General features: G+C 71.8%; 15 protein-coding genes and 1 pseudogene. 6 read left to right on the forward strand and 10 right to left on the reverse strand.

Features of this window, described 5'->3' with window-relative positions; all coding sequences use genetic code 11:
- Window positions 1–50 precede the first annotated feature (50 nt).
- A complete protein-coding gene (gene afsR / locus ACZ6D7_RS16980) occupies window positions 51–3,032 on the reverse strand; it encodes an SARP-family global regulator AfsR (RefSeq protein ID WP_469491012.1) in 2,982 nt (993 codons plus the stop codon).
- Between the two features lie 400 nt (window positions 3,033–3,432).
- Between afsR and ACZ6D7_RS16985 the strand changes: the two genes are divergently transcribed.
- Entirely contained in the window at window positions 3,433–3,588 is a 156-nt protein-coding gene (locus ACZ6D7_RS16985) for a hypothetical protein (RefSeq protein ID WP_469491014.1), read from the forward strand.
- Between the two features lie 185 nt (window positions 3,589–3,773).
- Here the strand turns inward: ACZ6D7_RS16985 and ACZ6D7_RS16990 are convergent, their stop codons facing one another.
- Both ACZ6D7_RS16990 and ACZ6D7_RS16995 read right to left on the reverse strand, forming a co-directional pair.
- Window positions 3,774–4,232 (reverse strand): SRPBCC family protein, encoded by a 459-nt coding sequence (locus ACZ6D7_RS16990; protein ID WP_469491016.1) that lies wholly within the window; start codon window positions 4,230–4,232, stop codon window positions 3,774–3,776.
- Window positions 4,233–4,399: 167 nt separating this feature from the next.
- A complete protein-coding gene (locus tag ACZ6D7_RS16995) occupies window positions 4,400–4,780 on the reverse strand; it encodes a winged helix-turn-helix transcriptional regulator (RefSeq protein WP_469491018.1) in 381 nt (126 codons plus the stop codon).
- Window positions 4,781–4,889: 109 nt separating this feature from the next.
- On the opposite strand from ACZ6D7_RS16995, the gene ACZ6D7_RS17000 reads away from it, so the two are divergent.
- A complete protein-coding gene (locus ACZ6D7_RS17000) occupies window positions 4,890–5,297 on the forward strand; it encodes a RidA family protein (RefSeq protein ID WP_469491020.1) in 408 nt (135 codons plus the stop codon).
- 134 nt (window positions 5,298–5,431) lie between these two features.
- Here the strand turns inward: ACZ6D7_RS17000 and ACZ6D7_RS17005 are convergent, their stop codons facing one another.
- Window positions 5,432–6,133: a response regulator gene (locus tag ACZ6D7_RS17005; RefSeq protein ID WP_469491023.1), complete on the reverse strand. Its 702-nt coding sequence runs from the start codon at window positions 6,131–6,133 to the stop codon at window positions 5,432–5,434.
- On the reverse strand, window positions 6,130–7,494 hold the full coding sequence (locus ACZ6D7_RS17010; RefSeq protein WP_469491025.1) for a sensor histidine kinase: 1,365 nt from the start codon (window positions 7,492–7,494) through the stop codon (window positions 6,130–6,132). Before ACZ6D7_RS17010 ends, ACZ6D7_RS17005 begins: the two co-directional genes overlap by 4 nt.
- A gap of 161 nt (window positions 7,495–7,655) precedes the next feature.
- Here ACZ6D7_RS17010 and ACZ6D7_RS17015 point away from each other — a divergent pair, with 161 nt between their 5' ends.
- Both ACZ6D7_RS17015 and ACZ6D7_RS17020 read left to right on the forward strand, forming a co-directional pair.
- Window positions 7,656–8,363: an ABC transporter ATP-binding protein gene (locus tag ACZ6D7_RS17015; RefSeq protein WP_469491027.1), complete on the forward strand. Its 708-nt coding sequence runs from the start codon at window positions 7,656–7,658 to the stop codon at window positions 8,361–8,363.
- Entirely contained in the window at window positions 8,360–10,717 is a 2,358-nt protein-coding gene (locus ACZ6D7_RS17020) for an ABC transporter permease (protein WP_469491029.1), read from the forward strand. The genes ACZ6D7_RS17015 and ACZ6D7_RS17020 overlap by 4 nt, the downstream gene beginning before the upstream one ends.
- 338 nt (window positions 10,718–11,055) lie before the next feature.
- Here the strand turns inward: ACZ6D7_RS17020 and ACZ6D7_RS17025 are convergent, their stop codons facing one another.
- The 5 genes and pseudogenes from ACZ6D7_RS17025 to ACZ6D7_RS17045 form a co-directional block, all read right to left on the reverse strand.
- Complete coding sequence (locus ACZ6D7_RS17025) at window positions 11,056–12,627, reverse strand: oleate hydratase (protein WP_469491030.1); 1,572 nt, start codon at window positions 12,625–12,627, stop codon at window positions 11,056–11,058.
- A gap of 248 nt (window positions 12,628–12,875) precedes the next feature.
- Window positions 12,876–13,298 carry a hypothetical protein gene (locus ACZ6D7_RS17030; RefSeq protein ID WP_469491032.1) on the reverse strand — a complete coding sequence of 141 codons (423 nt, stop codon included), beginning with the start codon at window positions 13,296–13,298 and terminating at the stop codon, window positions 12,876–12,878.
- Window positions 13,299–13,341: 43 nt separating this feature from the next.
- On the reverse strand, window positions 13,342–14,556 hold the full coding sequence (locus ACZ6D7_RS17035; protein WP_469491544.1) for a globin domain-containing protein: 1,215 nt from the start codon (window positions 14,554–14,556) through the stop codon (window positions 13,342–13,344).
- A 504-nt stretch (window positions 14,557–15,060) separates the two neighbouring features.
- Window positions 15,061–15,612 (reverse strand): annotated as a pseudogene (locus tag ACZ6D7_RS17040) (aldehyde dehydrogenase family protein); the annotation flags it as partial.
- A 240-nt stretch (window positions 15,613–15,852) separates the two neighbouring features.
- Window positions 15,853–16,572, reverse strand: a complete 720-nt coding sequence (locus ACZ6D7_RS17045; RefSeq protein WP_469491034.1) for a CBS domain-containing protein — start codon at window positions 16,570–16,572, stop codon at window positions 15,853–15,855.
- 388 nt (window positions 16,573–16,960) lie between these two features.
- Here ACZ6D7_RS17045 and ACZ6D7_RS17050 point away from each other — a divergent pair, with 388 nt between their 5' ends.
- Entirely contained in the window at window positions 16,961–17,653 is a 693-nt protein-coding gene (locus ACZ6D7_RS17050) for a response regulator (protein WP_469491036.1), read from the forward strand.
- Between the two features lie 145 nt (window positions 17,654–17,798).
- On the forward strand, window positions 17,799–18,827 hold the full coding sequence (gene gap, locus ACZ6D7_RS17055) for a type I glyceraldehyde-3-phosphate dehydrogenase (protein WP_469491037.1): 1,029 nt from the start codon (window positions 17,799–17,801) through the stop codon (window positions 18,825–18,827).
- The last annotated feature ends 29 nt before the right edge of the window (window positions 18,828–18,856 follow it).

The raw sequence follows: 18,856 nt of genomic DNA on the forward strand, positions 1-18,856 counted from the left end.
CGGACGGGACCGGACGGCGGGCGCAACGCCGTCCCGTGACCCCCGCTCCGTCAAGCGACGCTGTACGTCCGGCGGGCCCCGCCGAGCAGGGCACGGACCGACCCGGCTTCGGGGGCGTCCGACTGCTCGTAGAGCACCAGTGCCTCCTGCCACGCGGCGCCGGCACGGTCGGACTGGCCCAGTTGTGCGAGAGCGCGGCCGAGGACGGTCAGGATGTCGCCCCGGCGCCGCATCCCGCCCATGTCACTGCGCGCGCTCAGCGCCGTCTCGGCGTGGGCGGCGGCCTGTGCCGGACGCCCCGCGGCCAGGTCGACCTCGGCCAGACGGAACAGGCACATGCCCTCCCACAGCCGCTGACGGCTCTCGCGGAACACCGCCAGAGCCTCCTGGAGACGGGTGGACGCGGCGTCCAGCTGCCCGTTCCGGCTGAGTGCGAGGGCGAGGGTGTAGCGGCCGTTGGCGCCGCGTACGGCACTGTGCAGGGCGTCGTAGATGTCGAGGCCCCGCTGCGCCAGCGCGACGGCGCTCGTCATGCGGCCCGTCGCGAGGTGGATCCGGGACAGACTGCACAGGGCGCCGGCCTCTCCGGGGCGGTCGCCCAGAGTGCGGAAGCGTTCGATGGCCTGGGAGAGGTACGTCTCGCCGTCGCCGTGCCGGTTCTGGTGGAGCGCGATGATCCCCGCGCTGTTGAGCGCGTCGGCCGTCGTCCAGGCGTCACCGGCCGACCCGCCGAGCCGCACCGCCTCGCTCGCCTCCCGCTCCGCCTGCTGGAAACGGCCCAGGAGGGTGTGCACATGGGAGAGGAGCCCCCGCGCCCGCGCCTCGCTCCGGCGGTCGTCCACGGTCACGGCGGCGTGCAGCAGCGCCGTCACCGCCGACTCGTAGGACGTGAGGTTGCTGCCGGACTCGGCGAGATCCCGCACCACCAGCAGGAGATCGACGGCCTTGCGCAACTCGCCCGCGGCGACGGCCTGATGGACCGTGGACAGCAGTGCCCTTCCCTCGCCGAACAGCCAGTCCAGCGCCCGGTGGCGGTCGCCGAAGGACAGTCCTCCGTCGGCCGGCTCCAGGCAGTCGACCAGTCGGTCACCGGGTCGCTCGGCCGCGTACACGCGCACCGCGGTGGCCAGGTAGAAGTCCAGCAGCCGGGACATCGCGGCCTCCCGCTCGGTGGGCGGCCACTCGTCGCGTTCCGCGCACGCGCGCGCGTACAGCCGTACGAGGTCGTGGAACCGGTAGCGGCCGGGGGCGGCCGACTCCAGCAACGACGTGTCGACGAGGGACTCCAGCAGGTCCTCGGCGTCCGCCACCGGGAGATCCAGGACCGCGGCCGCGGCCGCCAGGGAGAGGTCCGGGCCGTCGGCCAGGCCCAGCAGGCGGAACGCCCGGGCCTGGGCGGGTTCCAGCTGGCCGTAGCCGAGTTCGAAGGTCGCCTTCACGGCCAGGTCGCCGGCCTGGAGTTCGTCCAGCCGCCGCCCCGCGTCCGCCAGCTTGGCCGCGAGGACCGAGACCGTCCACGTGCGGCGGGCGGCCAGCCGGGAGGCGGCGATGCGGATCGCCAACGGCAGGAAACCGCAGGCCGCGACCACGTCCAGGGCCGCTTTCCGCTCCGAGGCGACCCGTTCCTCTCCCACGATCTTCGTGAAGAGGGCGAGCGCCTCGTCGGGGGACATGACGTCGAGGTCGACCAGATGGGCGCCCGCCAGATCCACCATCCGCACCCGGGACGTCACCAGCGCCGCGCAGCCGGAGGTGCCCGGCAGCAGGGGGCGTACCTGCTGCGTGTCCCTCGCGTTGTCCAGCAGGACCAGGACTCGGCGACCGTCCAGGACCGAGCGGTAGAGCGCCGCACGCTCCTCCAGCGAGTCGGGGATCTCCGAGTCGGCCGCACCCAGCGCGCGGAGGAAGGAGCCGAGCACCGCCTCCGGCTCGGCCGCCCGCGCGCCCGCGCCCTGGAGGTCGACGTACAACTGTCCGTCGGGAAAGGCGGTTCGCGCCTCGTGGGCCACATGCACGGCCAGGGTCGTCTTGCCGACGCCCCCGATGCCCGCCAGCGCGGACACGGCCATGACGGGGCTCCGGTCGCCGGTCGCCGACGCCAGGGTCCTGCCCAGCTCCCGCACGAAGGACGTCCGGCCGGTGAAGTCCGCGACGGTGGCGGGGAGCTGGGCCGGACGGCGGACCGGGGCGGGGGAGGACTCGGACCGCGCCGACCGTGCCGGCGGTTCGGCGAGAGCCGGGTCCGCGCTCAGGATGCGTTGCTGGAGTTCCCTCAGGCCGGGGCGGGGGTCGACGCCCAGTTCGTCCGCCAGCAGGCGGCGGGTGTCGGCGTACACGGCCAGGGCCTCCGCCTGGCGTCCGCTGCGGTACAGGGCCAGCATCAGCAGTTCGCGCAGTCGCTCGCGCAGCGGGTACGCCGCGGTCAGGGCGGTCAGTTCGGAGACCGCCTCCGTGTGGTGGCCCTGCTCCAGGTCCATGTCGAAGCGGGATTCCAGGAGTTGGAGCCGCCACTCCTCGATACGGGAGCGCTGCGCCTCCGCGTACGGGCCCGGCACCGCGGACAGTGCCTCGCCGTCCCACAGATCCAGCGCCCTGCCCAGCGCGTAGCGCGCGTGCGACAGGTCCCCGCTGTTCTTCGCCTTCTCCGCCTCCACCGCCAGGTCCTGTGCCATCGTCAGATCGAGGGCGTCACCGGGCCCGCCGCGGATCGCGTAGCCGCCCGATTCGCTCACCAGGACGCCGGAATCGAGGATCTTGCGCAGACGGGACGCGTACGTCCGTACCGCGGCCAGTGCCTGCGACGGCGGCTCATCGCCCCACAGGGCGTCGATCAGCTCGCTCGCGGTCGCCGTGCGGCCCTCGCGCAGGAGGAGGGCGGCCAACAGGCCGCGCTGCTGGGGAGATCCCGTGGGCAGTTGCTCGTCGCCGCGCCAGGCGCGCACCGGCCCGAGTACGCTGAAACGCAGCGGGGCCGGCGTGTCCCGGGAGGCGAGGGGGCCCCGCTGTTCCGGTGTCCGTGGTACTCCGTCCATCGCTGCCTCCCCTCGCGCCAGCCTATCAACTCGTTTAGCAGACGTGTATCGATTGTTTATCGGCGGCTGCGACCATCGGCTCACCGCACTCTGTGACTTGCCCAGTCCGGGGCTGCGTCGTGCCGGGGTCTCCCGGGAGTGGCATCCCGGGCCCCCGGCCGCCCGGAGCCTCGATCCGCTCGCCGGTGACTTCTCTCAACTCTGGCCCGTCTGAGCCCCTTTGAGCTACCGTCATCCCAATGCTGCCGTGCCGCGGGTGGGCCGGCCCCCGCCAAGGGCCTTTGACGGCCTCCCTGTCGATGCGTGCCGCAGATCAGATCCGGACTGGGCACACGTCATAGGGAGATCGAGCGCTGTCATGCAATCCATCAGTCCACCTGTACTAATGGCCGGAGTCGTCGTGACTCTGGCCTATTTCGTGTTGGTCGCCTACCTCGTCAGATCGTTGCGGACCAACAAGCGGCTACCCGTGGTGATCGCGGCTCTCACGGGGCTCGTGGGCGCTCTTCCCGCGGTGCTCTACGCCCTGTACTCCGCGCTCAACGCCGTGGCGTAGCGGGCGTCGGTGCCGTGGTGCCGTAGGGGTGCCAGGGCATCCGGCTCCGGGGAAGCGGAAGTCCGACCGAGTCCGCTTCCCCGGGCCGACCGTTGAGATGCCGAGAAGCCGAGAAGCCGAGAAGCCGAGAAGCCGAGATGCCGAGAAGCCGGGATGTCGGGATGTCGGGATGTCGGGAAAGGGTGTCAGCGCGGAGCGATCGCGGCCTCGGCCGCTGCCTTGATCCGGCGGCCGAACGCGTCGGCGTCCTTGCGGGCGGCGGCCAGCGCCAGGCCGACGAGGAGCTTGCCCAGCCCGTGGCCCTCCAGGACGTTGAAGATCCGGACGCGGGTCCTGCCGCCGGCCAGCGACTCGAGCTCGTAGCCGCCCTCGCGTGCCGTCACCGTGTTCTTCGAGATCTCGGCCCACCGCATCGTCACCGGGGCTTCGAGGGAGGTGATGCGGAACTCCCTGGCGGTCTTCATCCCGGCGTCCTTGACGGTGCTCCGGAAGACGGTGCCCACGGTGGTCGGGGCGTCGGGGATCCGCTCGATCTTGAGGACACGGGGGCTGAACTGCGGATCGTTGCGCCCGTCGGCGAGGTAGGCGAACACCTCCTCGACCGGCCGGTCGACTTCGACGATCGCTTCGAACTGTCCTGGCATGGGCACTCCTGATCGGTCGAGCCGCCGTCCGCGCGCCCGCGCGAAGGAAAGCGCCGTACCGCCTGCCTCGACGTAGCGGCATCGTGACCCTACGCGACCACGGGGCATTTCGCGCGGCGAACGGCACCACCACGGGGCCGCCCGAAAGGTGCGGGCTGCCCGAGAGGTCAGGAGTCGAAGCGGTTGCGCGACTCCTCGATGTGGCCGAGGTACTGGTGGGTCCAGTCGCACATTCCGTCGATCGTCACCTGAAGGGCCCGGCCCGCCTCGGTGAGGGTGTACTCGACCCGCGGCGGTACGACGGGGTGCACCGTCCGCGCGGTCAGACCGTTGCGCTCCAGCATGCGCAGGTTCTGGGTGAGCATCTTGTGGCTGATGCCCTCGATCTCGTTCCTCAGCTGGCTGAAGCGCAGGGTGCCCTGCCCCAGAGCCTCGATGATCAGGAGCGCCCACTTGTTGGCGACGTCCGAGAAGATCTCCCGCGCCAGAGAGTCCGCTCGCCTGAGGTCCGCGTCCTCGGGCGAGCCGCTGTATTGCTTGGTCACCATCAGGTTCCCCAGTCACCGAAAAGTGCGTTCTTCCATGTCAGCGGTCACTCTCCTACGGTTTCCGGGTAACCGCAAGAGAGCGGCTCACATCACAACGGAGGCATACAAAATGACCATCACCCTGGTGAATCCCGATGGACTGCCGACGATCGACGCCTACCGGCAGGTGTCGATCGCGACCGGGTCGAAGCTGGTCTTCGTCGCCGGTCAGGTCTCCTGGGACGCCGACGGGGTCACGATCGGCGAAGGCGACCTCGCGGCCCAGATCGAGCAGTGTTACCGCAACGTCGCCACCGCCCTGGCCGGCGTCGGCGCCACCTTCGAGAACGTGGCGAAACTGACCCTCTACGTCGTCGACTGGACCCCCGACAAGATGCCCCTGCTCATGGAGGGGATCGCCCGGGCGACCGCGGCCCTGGGCGTCACCCCGGTCCCGCCGGCCTCCATGCTGGGCGTCGCGGCACTGGACGTACCGGAGCACCTGGTGGAGATCGAGGCCACCGCCGTCATCGACTGATCGGGCGTACAACGCCCCGGGGCTGCCGCGCGGGCCCGTCCCCCACGGGGTACGGGCGCCGAGGTCGAGGCCGGTCGGGGGATCCGGGGCGTATGCAGATTCCGGGAGTGCGCCGGCCCGGCCTCGGCCTCGGTCTACGTCTGCCCGGCGGGCTGCTGGGCGGCCTCGCGTTCGCCGGCGCTGACCAGCCCTGTCTCGTAGGCGACGATGACAGCCTGGACACGATCACGGAGTCCGAGTTTGGCGAGGATGCGGGCGACGTGGGTCTTGACGGTCGCCTCGGCCAGGTGGAGGCGGGTGGCGAGTTCGGCGTTGCTCAGTCCTCGGGCCAGCAGACCGAGGACCTCCAGCTCGCGCGGGGTGAGCGAGGCGAGGTCGCGGTGGAGAGCGGCGGTGTCGCTGCCGTGCCGGGCGAACCGCTGCACGAGGCGGCGGGTGATGGCGGGCGCCAGGAGGGCGTCGCCGGTACGGACCGTGCGGACGGCCGAGGCCAGGTGTTCGGGGGTGACGTCCTTGAGGAGGAAGCCGGCGGCCCCGGCGGACAGGGCGGCGTAGACGTACCGGTCCAGGTCGAAGGTGGTCAGGATGATGACGCGGGGTTCGCCGGGGGCGCCGGTGAGGATGCGGCGGGTGGCCTCCAGGCCGTCCATCTCCGGCATCCGGACATCCATCAGGACCACGTCGGGGCGTGTGCGCCGGACCGCTTCGACCGCTTCGACTCCGTTGGTCGCCTCGGCGACGACGTCGATGCCGTCGGCGTTGAGGATCATCCGGAATCCGGTGCGGACCAGGGTCTGGTCGTCGGCCAGGAGCACACGCGGCGGCTGCTCGGTCACGGTGCCTCCAGGGGGATCAGCGCTTCCACACGGTAGCCGCCGGTCAGGCGTCGGCCGGTGCTCAGGGTTCCGTCGTAGACAGCGAGGCGCTCGCGCAGGCCGATCAGGCCCCGGCCGCTTCCGGCGGCCGCGCCCGGTCGTCCACCGGTGTCGGTGACTTCCACCCGGAGCCGTTCCGGGCCGTATTCGACGCTCACGGCGGCGGTGGCGCCGGACGCGTGCTTCACGGTGTTGGTCAGGGCTTCCTGGACCACGCGGTAGGCGGCGAGTTCGAGGCCGGGCGGGAGGGGACGGGGAGGGCCGGTCACGGTCAGGTCGACGGGCAGTCCGGTGTCCCGGACCCGTCCGACCAGTGTTTCCAGCTGGCCCAGGCCGGGTTGCGGTGCCAGTTCCGTCGCCGTGCCGGCCATGTCCGCACCGCCGTCCGTCCCCTCGCCCTCGCCCTCGTCGGCCATGGTGAGCAGTCCCATGACGTGACGCAGCTCGGTCATGGCCGCCCGACCGCCCGCCTCGACGGCGAGCAGCGCCTCGCCGGCCTGCTCGGGGGAGGTCTTCATGATCTTGCGGGCGGCGCCCGCCTGGATGATCATCACGCTGACGTTGTGCGTGACGACGTCGTGCAGTTCGCGGGCGATCCTGGCCCGCTCATGCTCGACGGCCCGGCGCAGCGCCTCCGCCTGTTCGCGTTCCAGGGCGGAGAGCCGGGTGCGGCCCTCGTCGGTCCGGAGTTTCCAGGTACGCAGGCCGACGGCGGCCACGGCCATCGGGACCAGGATCAGCAGCGCGATGTATTCGTTGGGGACGATCGGTGTCACCGAGTTCCCCGAGGTGCCGACCAGGACGACCGACACCGGAAGCGCCGCCAATGTCGCCACCCGGTACGGGCTGTACACGGCGGCGCTGTAGACGGCGATGACGAACGCGTAGAAGGTCAGCCGCAGGACGCTCTGCGGTGTCGCCAGTGTCGCGGCCGTCACGATGCACAGCACGGCGAGCGGGTAGCGGCGGCGCAGCGCCAGGGCACCCGAGGCGATGACGGCGAGAGCAACCATGAAGGCCAGACCGCCGGGGCCGGACGGGCGCGGCATGACGAGCTCCACGCCGGGGGCGATCTCACGCACCACGACGACATCGGCGTTGTCGACGCCGTAGTAGACGGTGGTGATTCCGAGTGCCAGTGCCACCAGCGCGTCGAACCGCCAGGCGCGCCGCGTGGGCCGCAGCGGTGGACCGCTCGAAAGCCCGGCGTCGCGAACCGTCCGGCAGGCGGCTTCCCGCAGCCCCTCCAGCGTCGTACGTACGTCCGTCACCGGTTCATTGTCGCCGCCGCGCGCACCCGCGAAGTCCGTCCAGGTGGTCATTCCCACCGCACCGGATACATCACCGGCCTACATCGCAGGGATGACGTTCCCGGGGATCGTCCCAGCGCGGTACCGCAAGGGGTTCGGGCGGGCGACGCGTGCGGGCCGGGCCCGCTCCTAGCGTTCACGCAGCCAACTGCCCGTACCCAAGGAGCCTCTCCATGACCATGCCGGTGATCGAACTGCGCGAGGTGAGCCGCCGATACGACGACGGCCCGCCCGCGCTGCACGAGGCGTCGCTGACCGTGCAGCCCGGCGAGGCCGTCGCGATCCTCGGCCCCTCCGGCAGCGGTAAGTCCACGCTGCTCAATCTGATCGCGGGCCTGGACCGGCCCGATACGGGGACCGTCACCGTGGACGGGGTGCGGGTGGACCGGCTGGGCGAAGCCGGAGCGGCGCTCTACCGGCGGTCGAAGATCGGCATGGTCTTCCAGTTCTTCAACCTGCTCGACGATCTGACCGTCGCCGACAATGTCGTCCTGCCCGCGCGGCTCGCCGGCACGGCACGTGGCGAGGCTGACTGCCGGACGGCGGAACTCCTGGAACTGCTGGGCATCGACCGGCACGCCCGCGCCTACCCGGGGCGGCTGTCCGGCGGCGAGCGGCAGCGCGTCGCGGTGGCCCGGGCGTTGATGAACCGGCCGGCGCTGCTCCTGGCCGACGAGCCGACCGGGGCCCTGGACACGGCCGCCGGACAGGACGTCAGCAGGCTGCTCACCGGCCTCAATGCCGAGGGCCAGACCATCGTCGTGGTCACCCACGACCTGGCTCTGGCCCGGTCCTGCACCAACCGTACGGTCCGGATCGCCGACGGCCGGATCACCGAGGACGTCCGGTCGCAGGCCGTCGCCCCGGAGGCCGTCCGATGAGCGCGCTCGGCAAGGTGGTGCGCTCGGGGGTGGCACGACGCCGGGTGCAGACGCTGGTGATCGGGCTCGCCACGATGATGGCGGTGGCCGCCTCCGTCCTCGGCGGATCGCTGCTCGTGGTGTCCGGCGCGCCCTTCGACGACGCCTTCGCGGGGCAGCACGGCGCGCATCTGTCCGTGCAGTTCGACGCGGGCAAGGTGAGTGCCGGGCAGCTGTCGAAGTCCAAGGACGCCGAAGGGGTCAGCGCCGCAGCCGGGCCGTTCCGTACGGCGACGGTCACCCCGCGGTCGGACGGCGCGGGCCCCGGATGGCCGATGACCGTGGTCGGCCGGGGCGATCCCGGCCGGGACGTGGACGAGGTGGCACTGCTCGACGGACGGTGGCCCGCGCACTCCGGTGAGATCGTGCTGTCCGCCAACTCCTCGCTCTTCCCGGCCATGGGCATGAAGCTCGCCTTCCCCGATCTGCCCGGCGGCCCGACGCTGACGGTGGTCGGTGTGGCCCGCTCGGTCACGCAGACCGCCGACGCCTGGGTGGTTCCGTCCCAGATGCCGGCGCTCACCGCGCCCGGCAGCGGCGGCTACCAGATGCTCTACCGTTTCACCGACGCGGACACCACCGCGCGGATCACCGCGGGCCGCAAGGCCGTGACGGATACCCTGCCGCCGGGAACGGCCGTCGGCCAACAGTCCTGGCTCACCGTCAAGAAGACCGCCGAACGCGACACCGCCCTCTACGTCCCGTTCCTCATCGCGTTCGGGGCCCTCGGCCTGGTCATGTCGGTGCTCATCGTGGGCAACGTCGTCGCGTCGGCCGTCGGCACGGGAACGCGCCGCATCGGCATCCTCAAGGCCGTCGGCTTCACCCCGGCCCAGGTCGTACGGGCCTACGTGGGGCAGGCGCTGATCCCGGCCGCCGTCGGCACGGCCCTCGGTCTCCTCGCCGGCCACCTGCTCGCCGTCCCCGTACTGGCCGAGACCGAGGAGGTCTACGGCACCTCGTCCCTGACCATCGCCCCCTGGGTCGACCTGACGGTGATCGCCGGAATGCTCGGCCTGGTGACGGCGACCGCGTGGGCAAGTGCCTGGCGCGCCGGCCGGCTGAGCACGGTCGACGCGCTCGCCGTCGGGCGTACCGCGTCGGTGGCGCGCGGCCGGTGGGCGGCCCGCCTGGCCGGCCGGCTGCCGCTGCCGCAGCCGGTCGCGCTGGGCCTGGCCCGGCCCTTCGCGCGGCCCGCCCGCGCGCTGGCCATGGGCACGGCGATCCTGTTCGGCGCCATCGCCGTCACGTTCACCGTGGGGATGGGCGCCTCGCTCGCCGAGGTGATGAAAGCCAAGGCCCACGACGCCGCCGATGTCGTCGTGCCCGCGCCCCTGCCGGACTTCGGGCCCCAAGGCCCTGGCCCCGAGAAGCAGACCGAGCAGACCAAGACCGATCCCGCCGCAGTCGCCGCGGCGATCGAGGCCGCCGCCGGAACCAGGACGCACTACAGCGCCGCGACGGTACGGGCGACCGTGTCCGGCGTGACCGGCACCACCGACGTGATCGCCTTCACCGGCGACGCCTCCTGGGGCGGCTACACGATGGTCTCGGGCCGCTGGATCGACAAGCCCGGCGAGGCCGTGGTCCCGACCCGGTTCCTGGCCGCCACCGGCACCCGCATCGGCGACACCGTCACCCTGTACGGCCTGGCCGAGCCGGTCACGGTCCGGATCGTCGGCGAGGCCCTCGACCCCCGCAACGACGGCATGCAGGTCTTCACCGACGCCACGACCCTCACGGCGGCACATCCCGACCTGACGGAGACGAGCCATCACATCGCGGTCACGTCAGGCACCGATGTCTCCGGCTACCTCGACGCGCTGAACAAGGACCTGGCACCGCTGGGGGTCGGTGCTCGGGCCGGCGGCCTCGACGCCGGCGGCGACATGGTCGTCACGCTCAACGCGCTGTCCGCGATCCTCACGCTGATGCTCGTCGCCGTCGCCGCGCTCGGCGTGCTCAACGGCGTGCTGCTCGACACCCGCGAGCGGGTCCGGGAGCTCGGTGTCCACAAGGCGCTCGGCATGACGCCCCGCCAGACCATCGCGATGGTCCTCACCTCGGTCGTCGTGACCGGACTGGTCGCCGGCGCTCTGGGCGTGCCGCTCGGCGTAGCCCTGCACGGCTGGGTCATCCCCGCGATGGGCGACAGCGCGGGACTCCGCCTCCCCGACTCCGTCACGGCCGTCTACCACGGGGCCGAACTGCTCCCGCTCGCACTCGGCGGCCTGCTCATCGCCATCCTGGGCGCGCTCCTGCCCGCCGGCTGGGCCGCCGGGGCCCGAACCGCCACGGCCCTGCGCACCGAATAGGAGGTCAGGTCCAGGGCTCGTGCCTACGCCCCCCACCGCACGGAGCGGTGGGGGCCGCTTGATCGACCCGACCGGCAGGATCACGCGGGTGTCGGGCTCGCAGGAGTCGCCGTACGGCGAATTCGCTGTCGTCGCTCAGCGGGACGGTGCCTCGACGCCCGTCATGGCGAGGGCCGCCGCCGGGAACCGGTCACCCTCGATGGTGATGCGCGCGACGGGCCTCGGCGTTTACCAGAGCCCCCGCAGTGGCCATCGACGCCCTCGACACCGGCCTGCGCAGCGGCCCCGACCCGGAGAACATCCGAATGGACACCTTCGGGACCCGCTGAGGCCACAACTCACCGTCGGTGCATGGTCTCCAGGGCGGCGGCCAGGACGTGGGGGTCGTGGTGGCCCTTGTAGACGGGCGGAGGGTGCTTGTCGAGCTTGAGGAGCTGGGCCACGGCCGCCCAGGCGGTGCGTACGGAGTACTCGACGGTGAAGACGACGTCGTCGGGTACCTCCGCGAACTGCCCGATGAAGGCGAGGTTGACCGATCCCTCGGGGACGACCTTGGGCCGGTCGTCGCGCCGCCGGACCAGGAACTGACTGGTGATGTACGGCATCAGGCAGGGCACGACGGTGGAGGTGGCCAGGACGCGGGCCCTGAGCGCCTCGTCGAACCGCAGGTGGTGCAGCACCTCCTCGAGGATCTCCCGGCCGGAGCACATCGTCATCGGCTTGGGCGTCTGGTTGCCCGCGCGGCCGGGGAAGAGGCCGTAGCCCCACCAGACCGAGACGCCGTCGGGCTGGTCGCGGAAGACCGGCTGGCGCTGGGCGACGATGGTGAGCAGCCAGTTGGAGTCGGTGAAGGTCATCAGACCGGCCTTGCCCGTCTGCCGGCCGCTGAACTCCTCCAGTGCCTCGAGGAAGGCGGGGTCCTTGGCGGTGACGGTGAACGACTCCCAGCGGGACTCCTTGACGCGCTTGTCGAAGGCGGCCGGGCTGCCGAAGTCCTCGCGTCCGCGGGCGAGCCGGTGCCACAGCAGCCAGGCTTCCGAGCGGTGGGGTGCCGGTGGGGGCGCCGCGGTGTGCGAGCCGAGGCTGGAGGCGTCGGTCATGGAGCCGTTGGTGACCAGCACCAGGTCCTCGGGAGCGACGGTGATCTTCTCGTCGCGGCCGCCACGGGTCAGGTGGATGGTCCGCACGGTGCCACTGCGCAGCCCTGGTGTGAACCCGAGGTCGGTGACACGGCAGCCGGTGTGGACCGTGACACCACGCTCGCGCAGCCAGGAGGTGAGCGGCAGCACGATGGAGTCGTACTGGTTGTAGCGGGTCCGGTGGATCCCCGACATGGAGGCGAACTCGGGGAAGAGATGGATGAAGCGCCTGAGGTAGCGGCGGAACTCGATCGCGCTGTGCCAGGGCTGGAAGGCGAAGGTGGTGCACCACATGAACCAGAAGTTCGTGGTGAAGAAGTGTTCGCCGAAGCAGTCGGTGATCCGCTTGCCGTCCAGGTGCCCCTCCGGGGACGCCAGACATCTGACGAGGTCGATCCGGTCCCGCTCGGAGAATCCCATCGAGTGGACGTCGACGATCTTTCCCTGTCCGTCGACGAGACGGCTGATGTCGTCCCAGGCGAGGTCCTCGTGCCCGGCCAGGATCTCCTGTGTCACGGACACCGAGGGGTCGTCGAGGGTGGGGATGCCGGACAGCAGGTCGTACGCGCAGCGGAACTCGGCCTCGAACATCCGCCCGCCGCGCATGGTGTAGCCGGTGTTCGCCGTGCCCCCCGCGTCCAGGCTCCCGCCGATGTTCCGCTGCTCCTCGAACAGGTGGATGTCCGATCCGTCGAAACCGCCGTCGCGGATGAGGAACGTGGCCGCGGCGAGCGCCGCGATCCCGCTGCCTACCAGATACGCCTTCGCCACCGCACAACTCCTCGTCCTCACACGCTGATCGGAACCTCACGGTCAGTGTCGCCCGCTCCCGCGAGGGCCGTCAGTGGGCCATTGGTCACCCGTGTGGTCCGTATGGCCCTTGAGGCGGGGCCCGGTCGTCCGTGCGCGGACGGGAGCCGGCCCGAGGCCCGGACGGTGGACCGTCACCGGCCGGGCCCGCGCTCACCTCGCCCTCATCGCCCTCATCGCGCTCATCGCACCCATCGGACTCATCGGACTCACCTGGGGCGAGGGTCCGCCGTCCCGCCACCGTCTTCGGCGGCGGGCGGCCCACCGGCGCCACCGCGCCATGGCGGGGCCGCCGCCCGATGGCCGTCGCGTCCCGTCCGGGTGGCCTTCTCGGTCTGGCGGCGCAGGAGGTCCTGGAGCTGGTCGACGAGTTCGTGGCCGGTGGCCGCTTCGGCGAGCACGACCACTTCGTGCCGTCCGACGTGCAGGGCGGCCGTCGCCGACCAGGGGTGCTCCGCGTGACGGGCGGACGCTCTCGTGATCCGCACCTCGCCGGCGACGGCGGGCAGTCCCGGCCGGCCGACGACGGCGTCGATCTTCGTACGGGCGTACACCAGGGTCTCCCCGTCCACCTCGCCCTCCGAACGCAAGTGCACGGTGGGAGCGGTGTTCTGGGTGTCATCGCTGATCATGTCGGTTCCTCTCCGGGACGTGCGGTGGGGTGGCCGGCGTCGTTCAGGCCGTCGGGCCGGGCAGCCACAGGTCGGGGCCGAAGACCTCGTAGCGGATGTGCCGGGCCGGAACTCCGGCGCGCAGCAGCTGTCCGCGTACGTCCCGCATGAACGGCAGCGGGCCGCACAGGAAGACGGTGGCGTCCGTGGGCAGTTCGATGCCGTCGAGGTTCATCCGGCCCTCGCGGGCGTCGGGTTCCTCCTGGCCGGGGTGCTCGTACCAGAAGACCGCGCGGGCGCCCGGCAGTTGGCCGACCAGGGCGTGCGTGTCGGAGCGCAGGGCGTGGTCGGTGGGGGAGCGGTCGGCGTGCAGGACCAGGACCGGGCGGGTCGAGCCGTGGGCGGCCAGGTGGGTCAGGATCCCGGTCATGGGGGTGCAGCCGATGCCCGCGGAGACCAGGACGACCGGGGTGGCCGCGTCGGCCGGGTCGTCGAGGAAGACGTCACCGAAGGGTGCGGACAGCGTCAGTTCGTCTCCCTCGTGGATCTGCTCGTGCAGGACGTTGGAGACCTCGCCGTCCGGTGCGTCGGCCGTGCCGGCGACCCGCTTGACAGTGATCCGCCGCAGGTCCCCGCCGGGGTCGGAGGACAGGCTGTACTGGCGCGGCTGGCGTACCCCGTCGGACATCAGGACCCGGACGCTCACGTACTGGCCCGCCCGCGCGTGCGGAGCCGGCTCGCCGTCGGCGGGGCGCAGGACGAAGGACACCACGTCCGGGCTCTCCGCCCGGCGCTCGACGACCGTCCACTGCCGCCACACCTCGCCGGGCGTCACGCCCGCGTCCTGGTACAGGCGGGCCTCCCGGCCGATCAGGGCGCCGGCCATCAGCCAGTACACCTCGTCCCAGGCGGCCGCCACCTCGGGGGTGACGGCGTCGCCGAGGACCTCGGCTATCGCGCCGAACAGGTACTTGTGCACGATCGTGTACTGGTCGTCGGTGACGCCGACGGAGGCGTGCTTGTGCGCGATCCTGTCCAGCAGCGTGTCCGGGCGGGTGTCCGGACTCTCGAGCAGCGTGGTCGCGAACCCGGCGATCGAACCGGCCAGGGCGCGCCGCTGGGCCCCGCTGGCCTGGTTGCCCCGGTTGAACATCCCGTCGAGCAGCTCCGGCCGGTCGCGGAACATCGCGCCGTAGAAGCGCGTCGTGATCTCGTCGAGCGCCCCGGCGACCGCGGGCAGGGTGGCACGGATCACTGCGGTGGATTCTGCGGACAGCATGAAGCCTCCCGGGTAGGGATGAGGTGGGAAGACGCCGCATCGCATCGGGCGGCACCCTCTGTGTAGCAGGCACCCGACCGCGTTTCCGCGCTGTTTCGCGGCGCCGGGCGAAGAGGGGCCGAACGGCCCCCTGATTCGGGCACACCGGCCCCGCGACCCGCTTCGCGACGGGGCCCCTCGGCACGAGGGACGACCTCCTGTCGGCCCTGTCGGCCCTTGTCGGCCGCGACCGCGCCGGGGTCGCTCGCGGCTCGTCCGGGCCCACCCGATCCGTCCGCACCAGGATGAGCGAGGTGTCGGCGGGCACCTGGAACCGGCCCGCTCCGCGATCCACGCCGGGCTCTGTCCCACGGCGGCGGAGTTCACCTTGGGCTCGCAGCCCGCGCCCGCCGCGCCCACGGGGAAGAGGAACGCCTCCAGCTTCGCCTTCTCCTCCGTGGTCGCGAGGTGGGCGTGCAGGGTGGCGAACTCGGCGAGTGCGGCGTCGTAGATCTCGTCGTCCAGGATGACGGCCTGCTCGGAGGCGCAGATCATGCCGTTGTCGAACGCCTTGGACAGCACCAGGTCGTTGACGGCGCGGCGCAGCTCGGCGCTCTCGTGCACGTACGCGGGGACGTTGCCGGCGCCGACCCCCAGGGCGGGCTTGCCCGCCGAGTAGGCCGCCCTGACCATGGCGTTGCCACCGGTGGCGAGGATCAGCGAGACCCCCGGGTGCCGCATCAGAGTGCCGGTCGCCTCGACGGACGGTGTCTCGATCCACCGGATGCAGTGCTCGGGCGCTCCCGCGGCGAGGGCGGCGTCGCGCACGATGCGGGCCGCCCGCGCGCTGCAACGCTGGGCGGAGGGGTGGAAGGCGAACACGACCGGGTTGCGGGTCTTCAGCGCCATCAGCGCCTTGAAGATCGTGGTGGAGGTCGGGTTGGTGACGGGAGTGACCGCGCACACCACGCCGACGGGCTCGGCCACCTCGATCATGTCCTCGATGTCGTCGCGGGCGATGACGCCGACGGTCTTCATCGGGGCCATGCTGTGCGTGACGTGCTCGCAGGCGAACATGTTCTCGGCCGCCTTGTCCCCGTTCCAGCGGCAGCGTCTTCCCGGCGTCGGTACGCCGGGCAGGTTCCCCCGGTCCCCGGTGGGCGCCCGACCGGCCCCGGATCCCCGGGCCGGGTGGCCCCCACGGCCCCCACGGCCCCATGGCCCCCACGGCCTCTGCGGAGGAGGTGGAGGAGGTGGGGGAGATGGAGGAGCGTGGGCGGGCAGGTTGCCGTGTTCTCGTCCCCGAGACGCCCGTGGTCAGTGCCCGAGCAGCCAGGGGTGGGCCATCCGGCCCGTGCGCCGCTCGGGCTGCTGCGTGTCGTCGACGCGGAACGTCAGGTCGTTCACGACGCCGACCACCCCGTCCACCCGCCACGCCAGCCGGACGGCCAGGGGGATGTCGCCGCGCCGTTCCAGCCGGCCCGCCAGTGTGACCATGCCGTCGCGGACCGAGACGTTCACCGTGTGGGGCGGCAGACACAGGGCCCGCGTCAGGACGTCGTCGAAGACCTCCCGGCGGATCTCCTCGTCCGTCCGCAGGAAGACCCGCAGCAGGTCCCGTCGGGTGGCGATGCCGATCAGCCGGTCCTCCTCGTCCACCACGGGAAGCCTGTCGACGCGGCGGCGTTCCATGATCCGTGCCGCGTCGGCGACGCGCTGTTCGGGGTGCACGGTGATGGCGGGCGTCGACATCAGCTCTCCGGCGGTCAGGACGTGGGCCGTGGAGGTCGCGTGACGGGTGGAGCGGCGGGGTGGACGCTTGCGCGGTCGCCGGAGGCGGCCGTGCGTGGGCTGGGCCGCCTGATGGCGGATCAGGTCGGTCTCGGAGATCACCCCGAGGACCTTGTCGTCGTGGTCCACCACGGGCAGGCCGCTGATCCGGTGCAGGTCCAGCAGCCGTGCCACGTCCTTGAAAGACGTCTCCCGGTGCGCTTCGACGACCTCGCTGGTCATCACTTCGCCGACAATGCGGGTCATCACGTCGCTCCTTCCACCCTTCCACGTCCACCGTCCGCACGAGCTCTACCGGCCGAGCGGCAGCCGTCCCCGTCCCTACGGACGGGGACGGGGCAACCAGGCCCGATGCCGTTCAGAGTCCCGCACGACGAGTCCCCGAGGCAGGGGCCGACCGTCCCGGAGCGGGGACCGTAATGCCCCGGTTCATCGGGGCCCGTGCCGGAGGCGGCCGCACCCGGCCGGGCGGCGAACGAGCGAATCGTCCAGACGCCGATCTTGAAGCAATAGGGCCGACCGGCCCTGGCCCTTCGGCCCTGGAACGCGCACGATCAACGGTAGGCAGGGACCGGGTCACGCAGAGGGTGTGGTCCGGTGCAGGAGTCAGACGGCGCAGAACGAGGAGCATCCGATGGCGGACGGCGAACGGCCCGGACCCGACCACCCGATCCAGGTCTTCCTGCTGGACGACCACGAGGTGGTACGGCGCGGGGTTCGTGACCTGCTGAACGACGAGCCGGACATCACCGTGGTCGGCGAGGCGGGCACCGTGGAGCAGGCGCTGGTGCGGGTGCCCGCGCTGCGCCCGCAGGTGGCGGTGCTCGACGTCCGCCTGCCGGACGGCGACGGCGTGACCGTGTGCCGTGAGCTGCGGTCGCGCATGCCGGACCTGGCCTGCCTGATGCTGACCTCGTTCGACGACGAGGAGGCGCTGCTCGACTCGATCATGGCCGGTGCCTCCGGATACGTACTGAAGCAGATCCAGGGCTCGGACCTGGTCTCGGCCGTCCGTACGGTGGCCGCCGGCCAGTCCCTGCTCGACCCGAGCGCCACCGCCAAGCTGATGGCCCGCCTGCGCCAGGGCCAGGACCCCGAGCCGGAGCCCGACGCCCTGCCGGGCCTCACCGACCGGGAGCGGGAGATCCTGGCCCTGATCGGCGAGGGACTGACCAACCGGCAGATCGGTCAGCGGCTCTACCTCGCGGAGAAGACGGTCAAGAACCACATCTCCAGGCTGCTGGCCAAACTCGGTGTGGAGCGCCGCATCCAGGCCGCCGTCATCGCCACCCAGGCCCAGGACCGGCTCCGGCAGCAAGGGCACTGAGCCCGCCCCGCCCCGCACACCGGGCCCACGGGGCCGAACGTCCCCCCTCTCCTCCCCTTACGGCCCAAGCCGGATCCCCCTCCCGGCCAGCAGGCTGGCAGTGCACCCGGACACCACCGGAGCACTCATCGGGAGGATGACGGACATGAGCGTGCGCGTCGGCATCAACGGCTTCGGCCGCATCGGACGCAACTATCTGCGCGGTGTGCTGGAGCGCGCGGAGACCTCGGCCGGCACGCCGGTCGAGGTCGTCGCGGTCAACGACCTCACCTCGCCGGCGGCGCTGGCCCATCTGCTGGAGTACGACTCCACGTACGGCCGGCTGCATCGCGTGGTCGAGCACGACGACACCTCGCTCACGGTCGACGGACACCGCGTCGCCGTGACCGCCGAGCGCGACCCGGCGGCCCTGGCCTGGGGCGATGTCGGGGTCGACATCGTCATCGAGTCCACCGGCCGCTTCCGCACCCGTGAACGGGCGGGCCTGCACCTGAAGGCCGGCGCCCGCAAGGTGCTGCTGTCGGTGCCGGGCAAGGACGTCGACGCCACCCTCGTGATGGGCGTCAACGAAGGCACGTACGACCCGGAGCGCGACCACGTGGTCTCCAACGCCTCCTGCACCACCAACTGCGTGGCCCCCATGGTGAAGGTCCTCGACGAGCGCTTCGGCCTCGTCAAGGGCCTGATGACCACCATCCACGGCTACACCAACGACCAGGTGGTCCTGGACGGCCCGCACAAGGACCCGCGCCGGGGCCGCAGCGCCGCCGTGAACATCATCCCCACGTCCACCGGGGCCGCCCGTGCCGTCGGCCTCGTGCTGCCCCGACTGGTCGGCACGCTGGACGGCATCGCCGTACGGGTCCCCGTCGAGGACGGTTCGCTGACCGACCTGAGCGTGGTCCTGGACCGTGCCGTGACCGCCGACGAGATCAACACCGCGTTTCGCGAGGCCGCCGACGGACCGCTCAAGGGCATCCTGCGGGTCTCGGACGCGCCGATCGTCTCCCGCGACGTCGTCGGTGACCCCGCGTCCTGCGTCCTGGACGCCCAGCTGACCCAGGCGCACGGTGACCTGGTCAAGGTGTTCGGCTGGTACGACAACGAGTGGGGCTACACCAACCGCCTGCTCGACCTCACCGAGTACGTCGCCGCCCGGCTCCCGCAGAACTGACGAACCGGGTTCCCGAGCGTGTGAGGAGG

Source organism: Streptomyces sp. NPDC041784, assembly GCF_055591025.1.

Coding starts and splice junctions, on each gene's coding strand:
- ACZ6D7_RS17045 (WP_469491034.1), bottom strand. CDS start 16,572: ATGACCCGCATTGTCGGCGAAGTGATGACCAGCGAGGTCGTCGAAGCG.
- ACZ6D7_RS17020 (WP_469491029.1), top strand. CDS start 8,360: ATGAGCGCGCTCGGCAAGGTGGTGCGCTCGGGGGTGGCACGACGCCGG.
- ACZ6D7_RS17035 (WP_469491544.1), bottom strand. CDS start 14,556: ATGCTGTCCGCAGAATCCACCGCAGTGATCCGTGCCACCCTGCCCGCG.
- ACZ6D7_RS16995 (WP_469491018.1), bottom strand. CDS start 4,780: ATGGTGACCAAGCAATACAGCGGCTCGCCCGAGGACGCGGACCTCAGG.
- gap (WP_469491037.1), top strand. CDS start 17,799: ATGAGCGTGCGCGTCGGCATCAACGGCTTCGGCCGCATCGGACGCAAC.
- ACZ6D7_RS17030 (WP_469491032.1), bottom strand. CDS start 13,298: ATGATCAGCGATGACACCCAGAACACCGCTCCCACCGTGCACTTGCGT.
- ACZ6D7_RS16990 (WP_469491016.1), bottom strand. CDS start 4,232: ATGCCAGGACAGTTCGAAGCGATCGTCGAAGTCGACCGGCCGGTCGAG.
- ACZ6D7_RS17010 (WP_469491025.1), bottom strand. CDS start 7,494: ATGACCACCTGGACGGACTTCGCGGGTGCGCGCGGCGGCGACAATGAA.
- ACZ6D7_RS17050 (WP_469491036.1), top strand. CDS start 16,961: ATGGCGGACGGCGAACGGCCCGGACCCGACCACCCGATCCAGGTCTTC.
- ACZ6D7_RS17000 (WP_469491020.1), top strand. CDS start 4,890: ATGACCATCACCCTGGTGAATCCCGATGGACTGCCGACGATCGACGCC.
- afsR (WP_469491012.1), bottom strand. CDS start 3,032: ATGGACGGAGTACCACGGACACCGGAACAGCGGGGCCCCCTCGCCTCC.
- ACZ6D7_RS17015 (WP_469491027.1), top strand. CDS start 7,656: ATGACCATGCCGGTGATCGAACTGCGCGAGGTGAGCCGCCGATACGAC.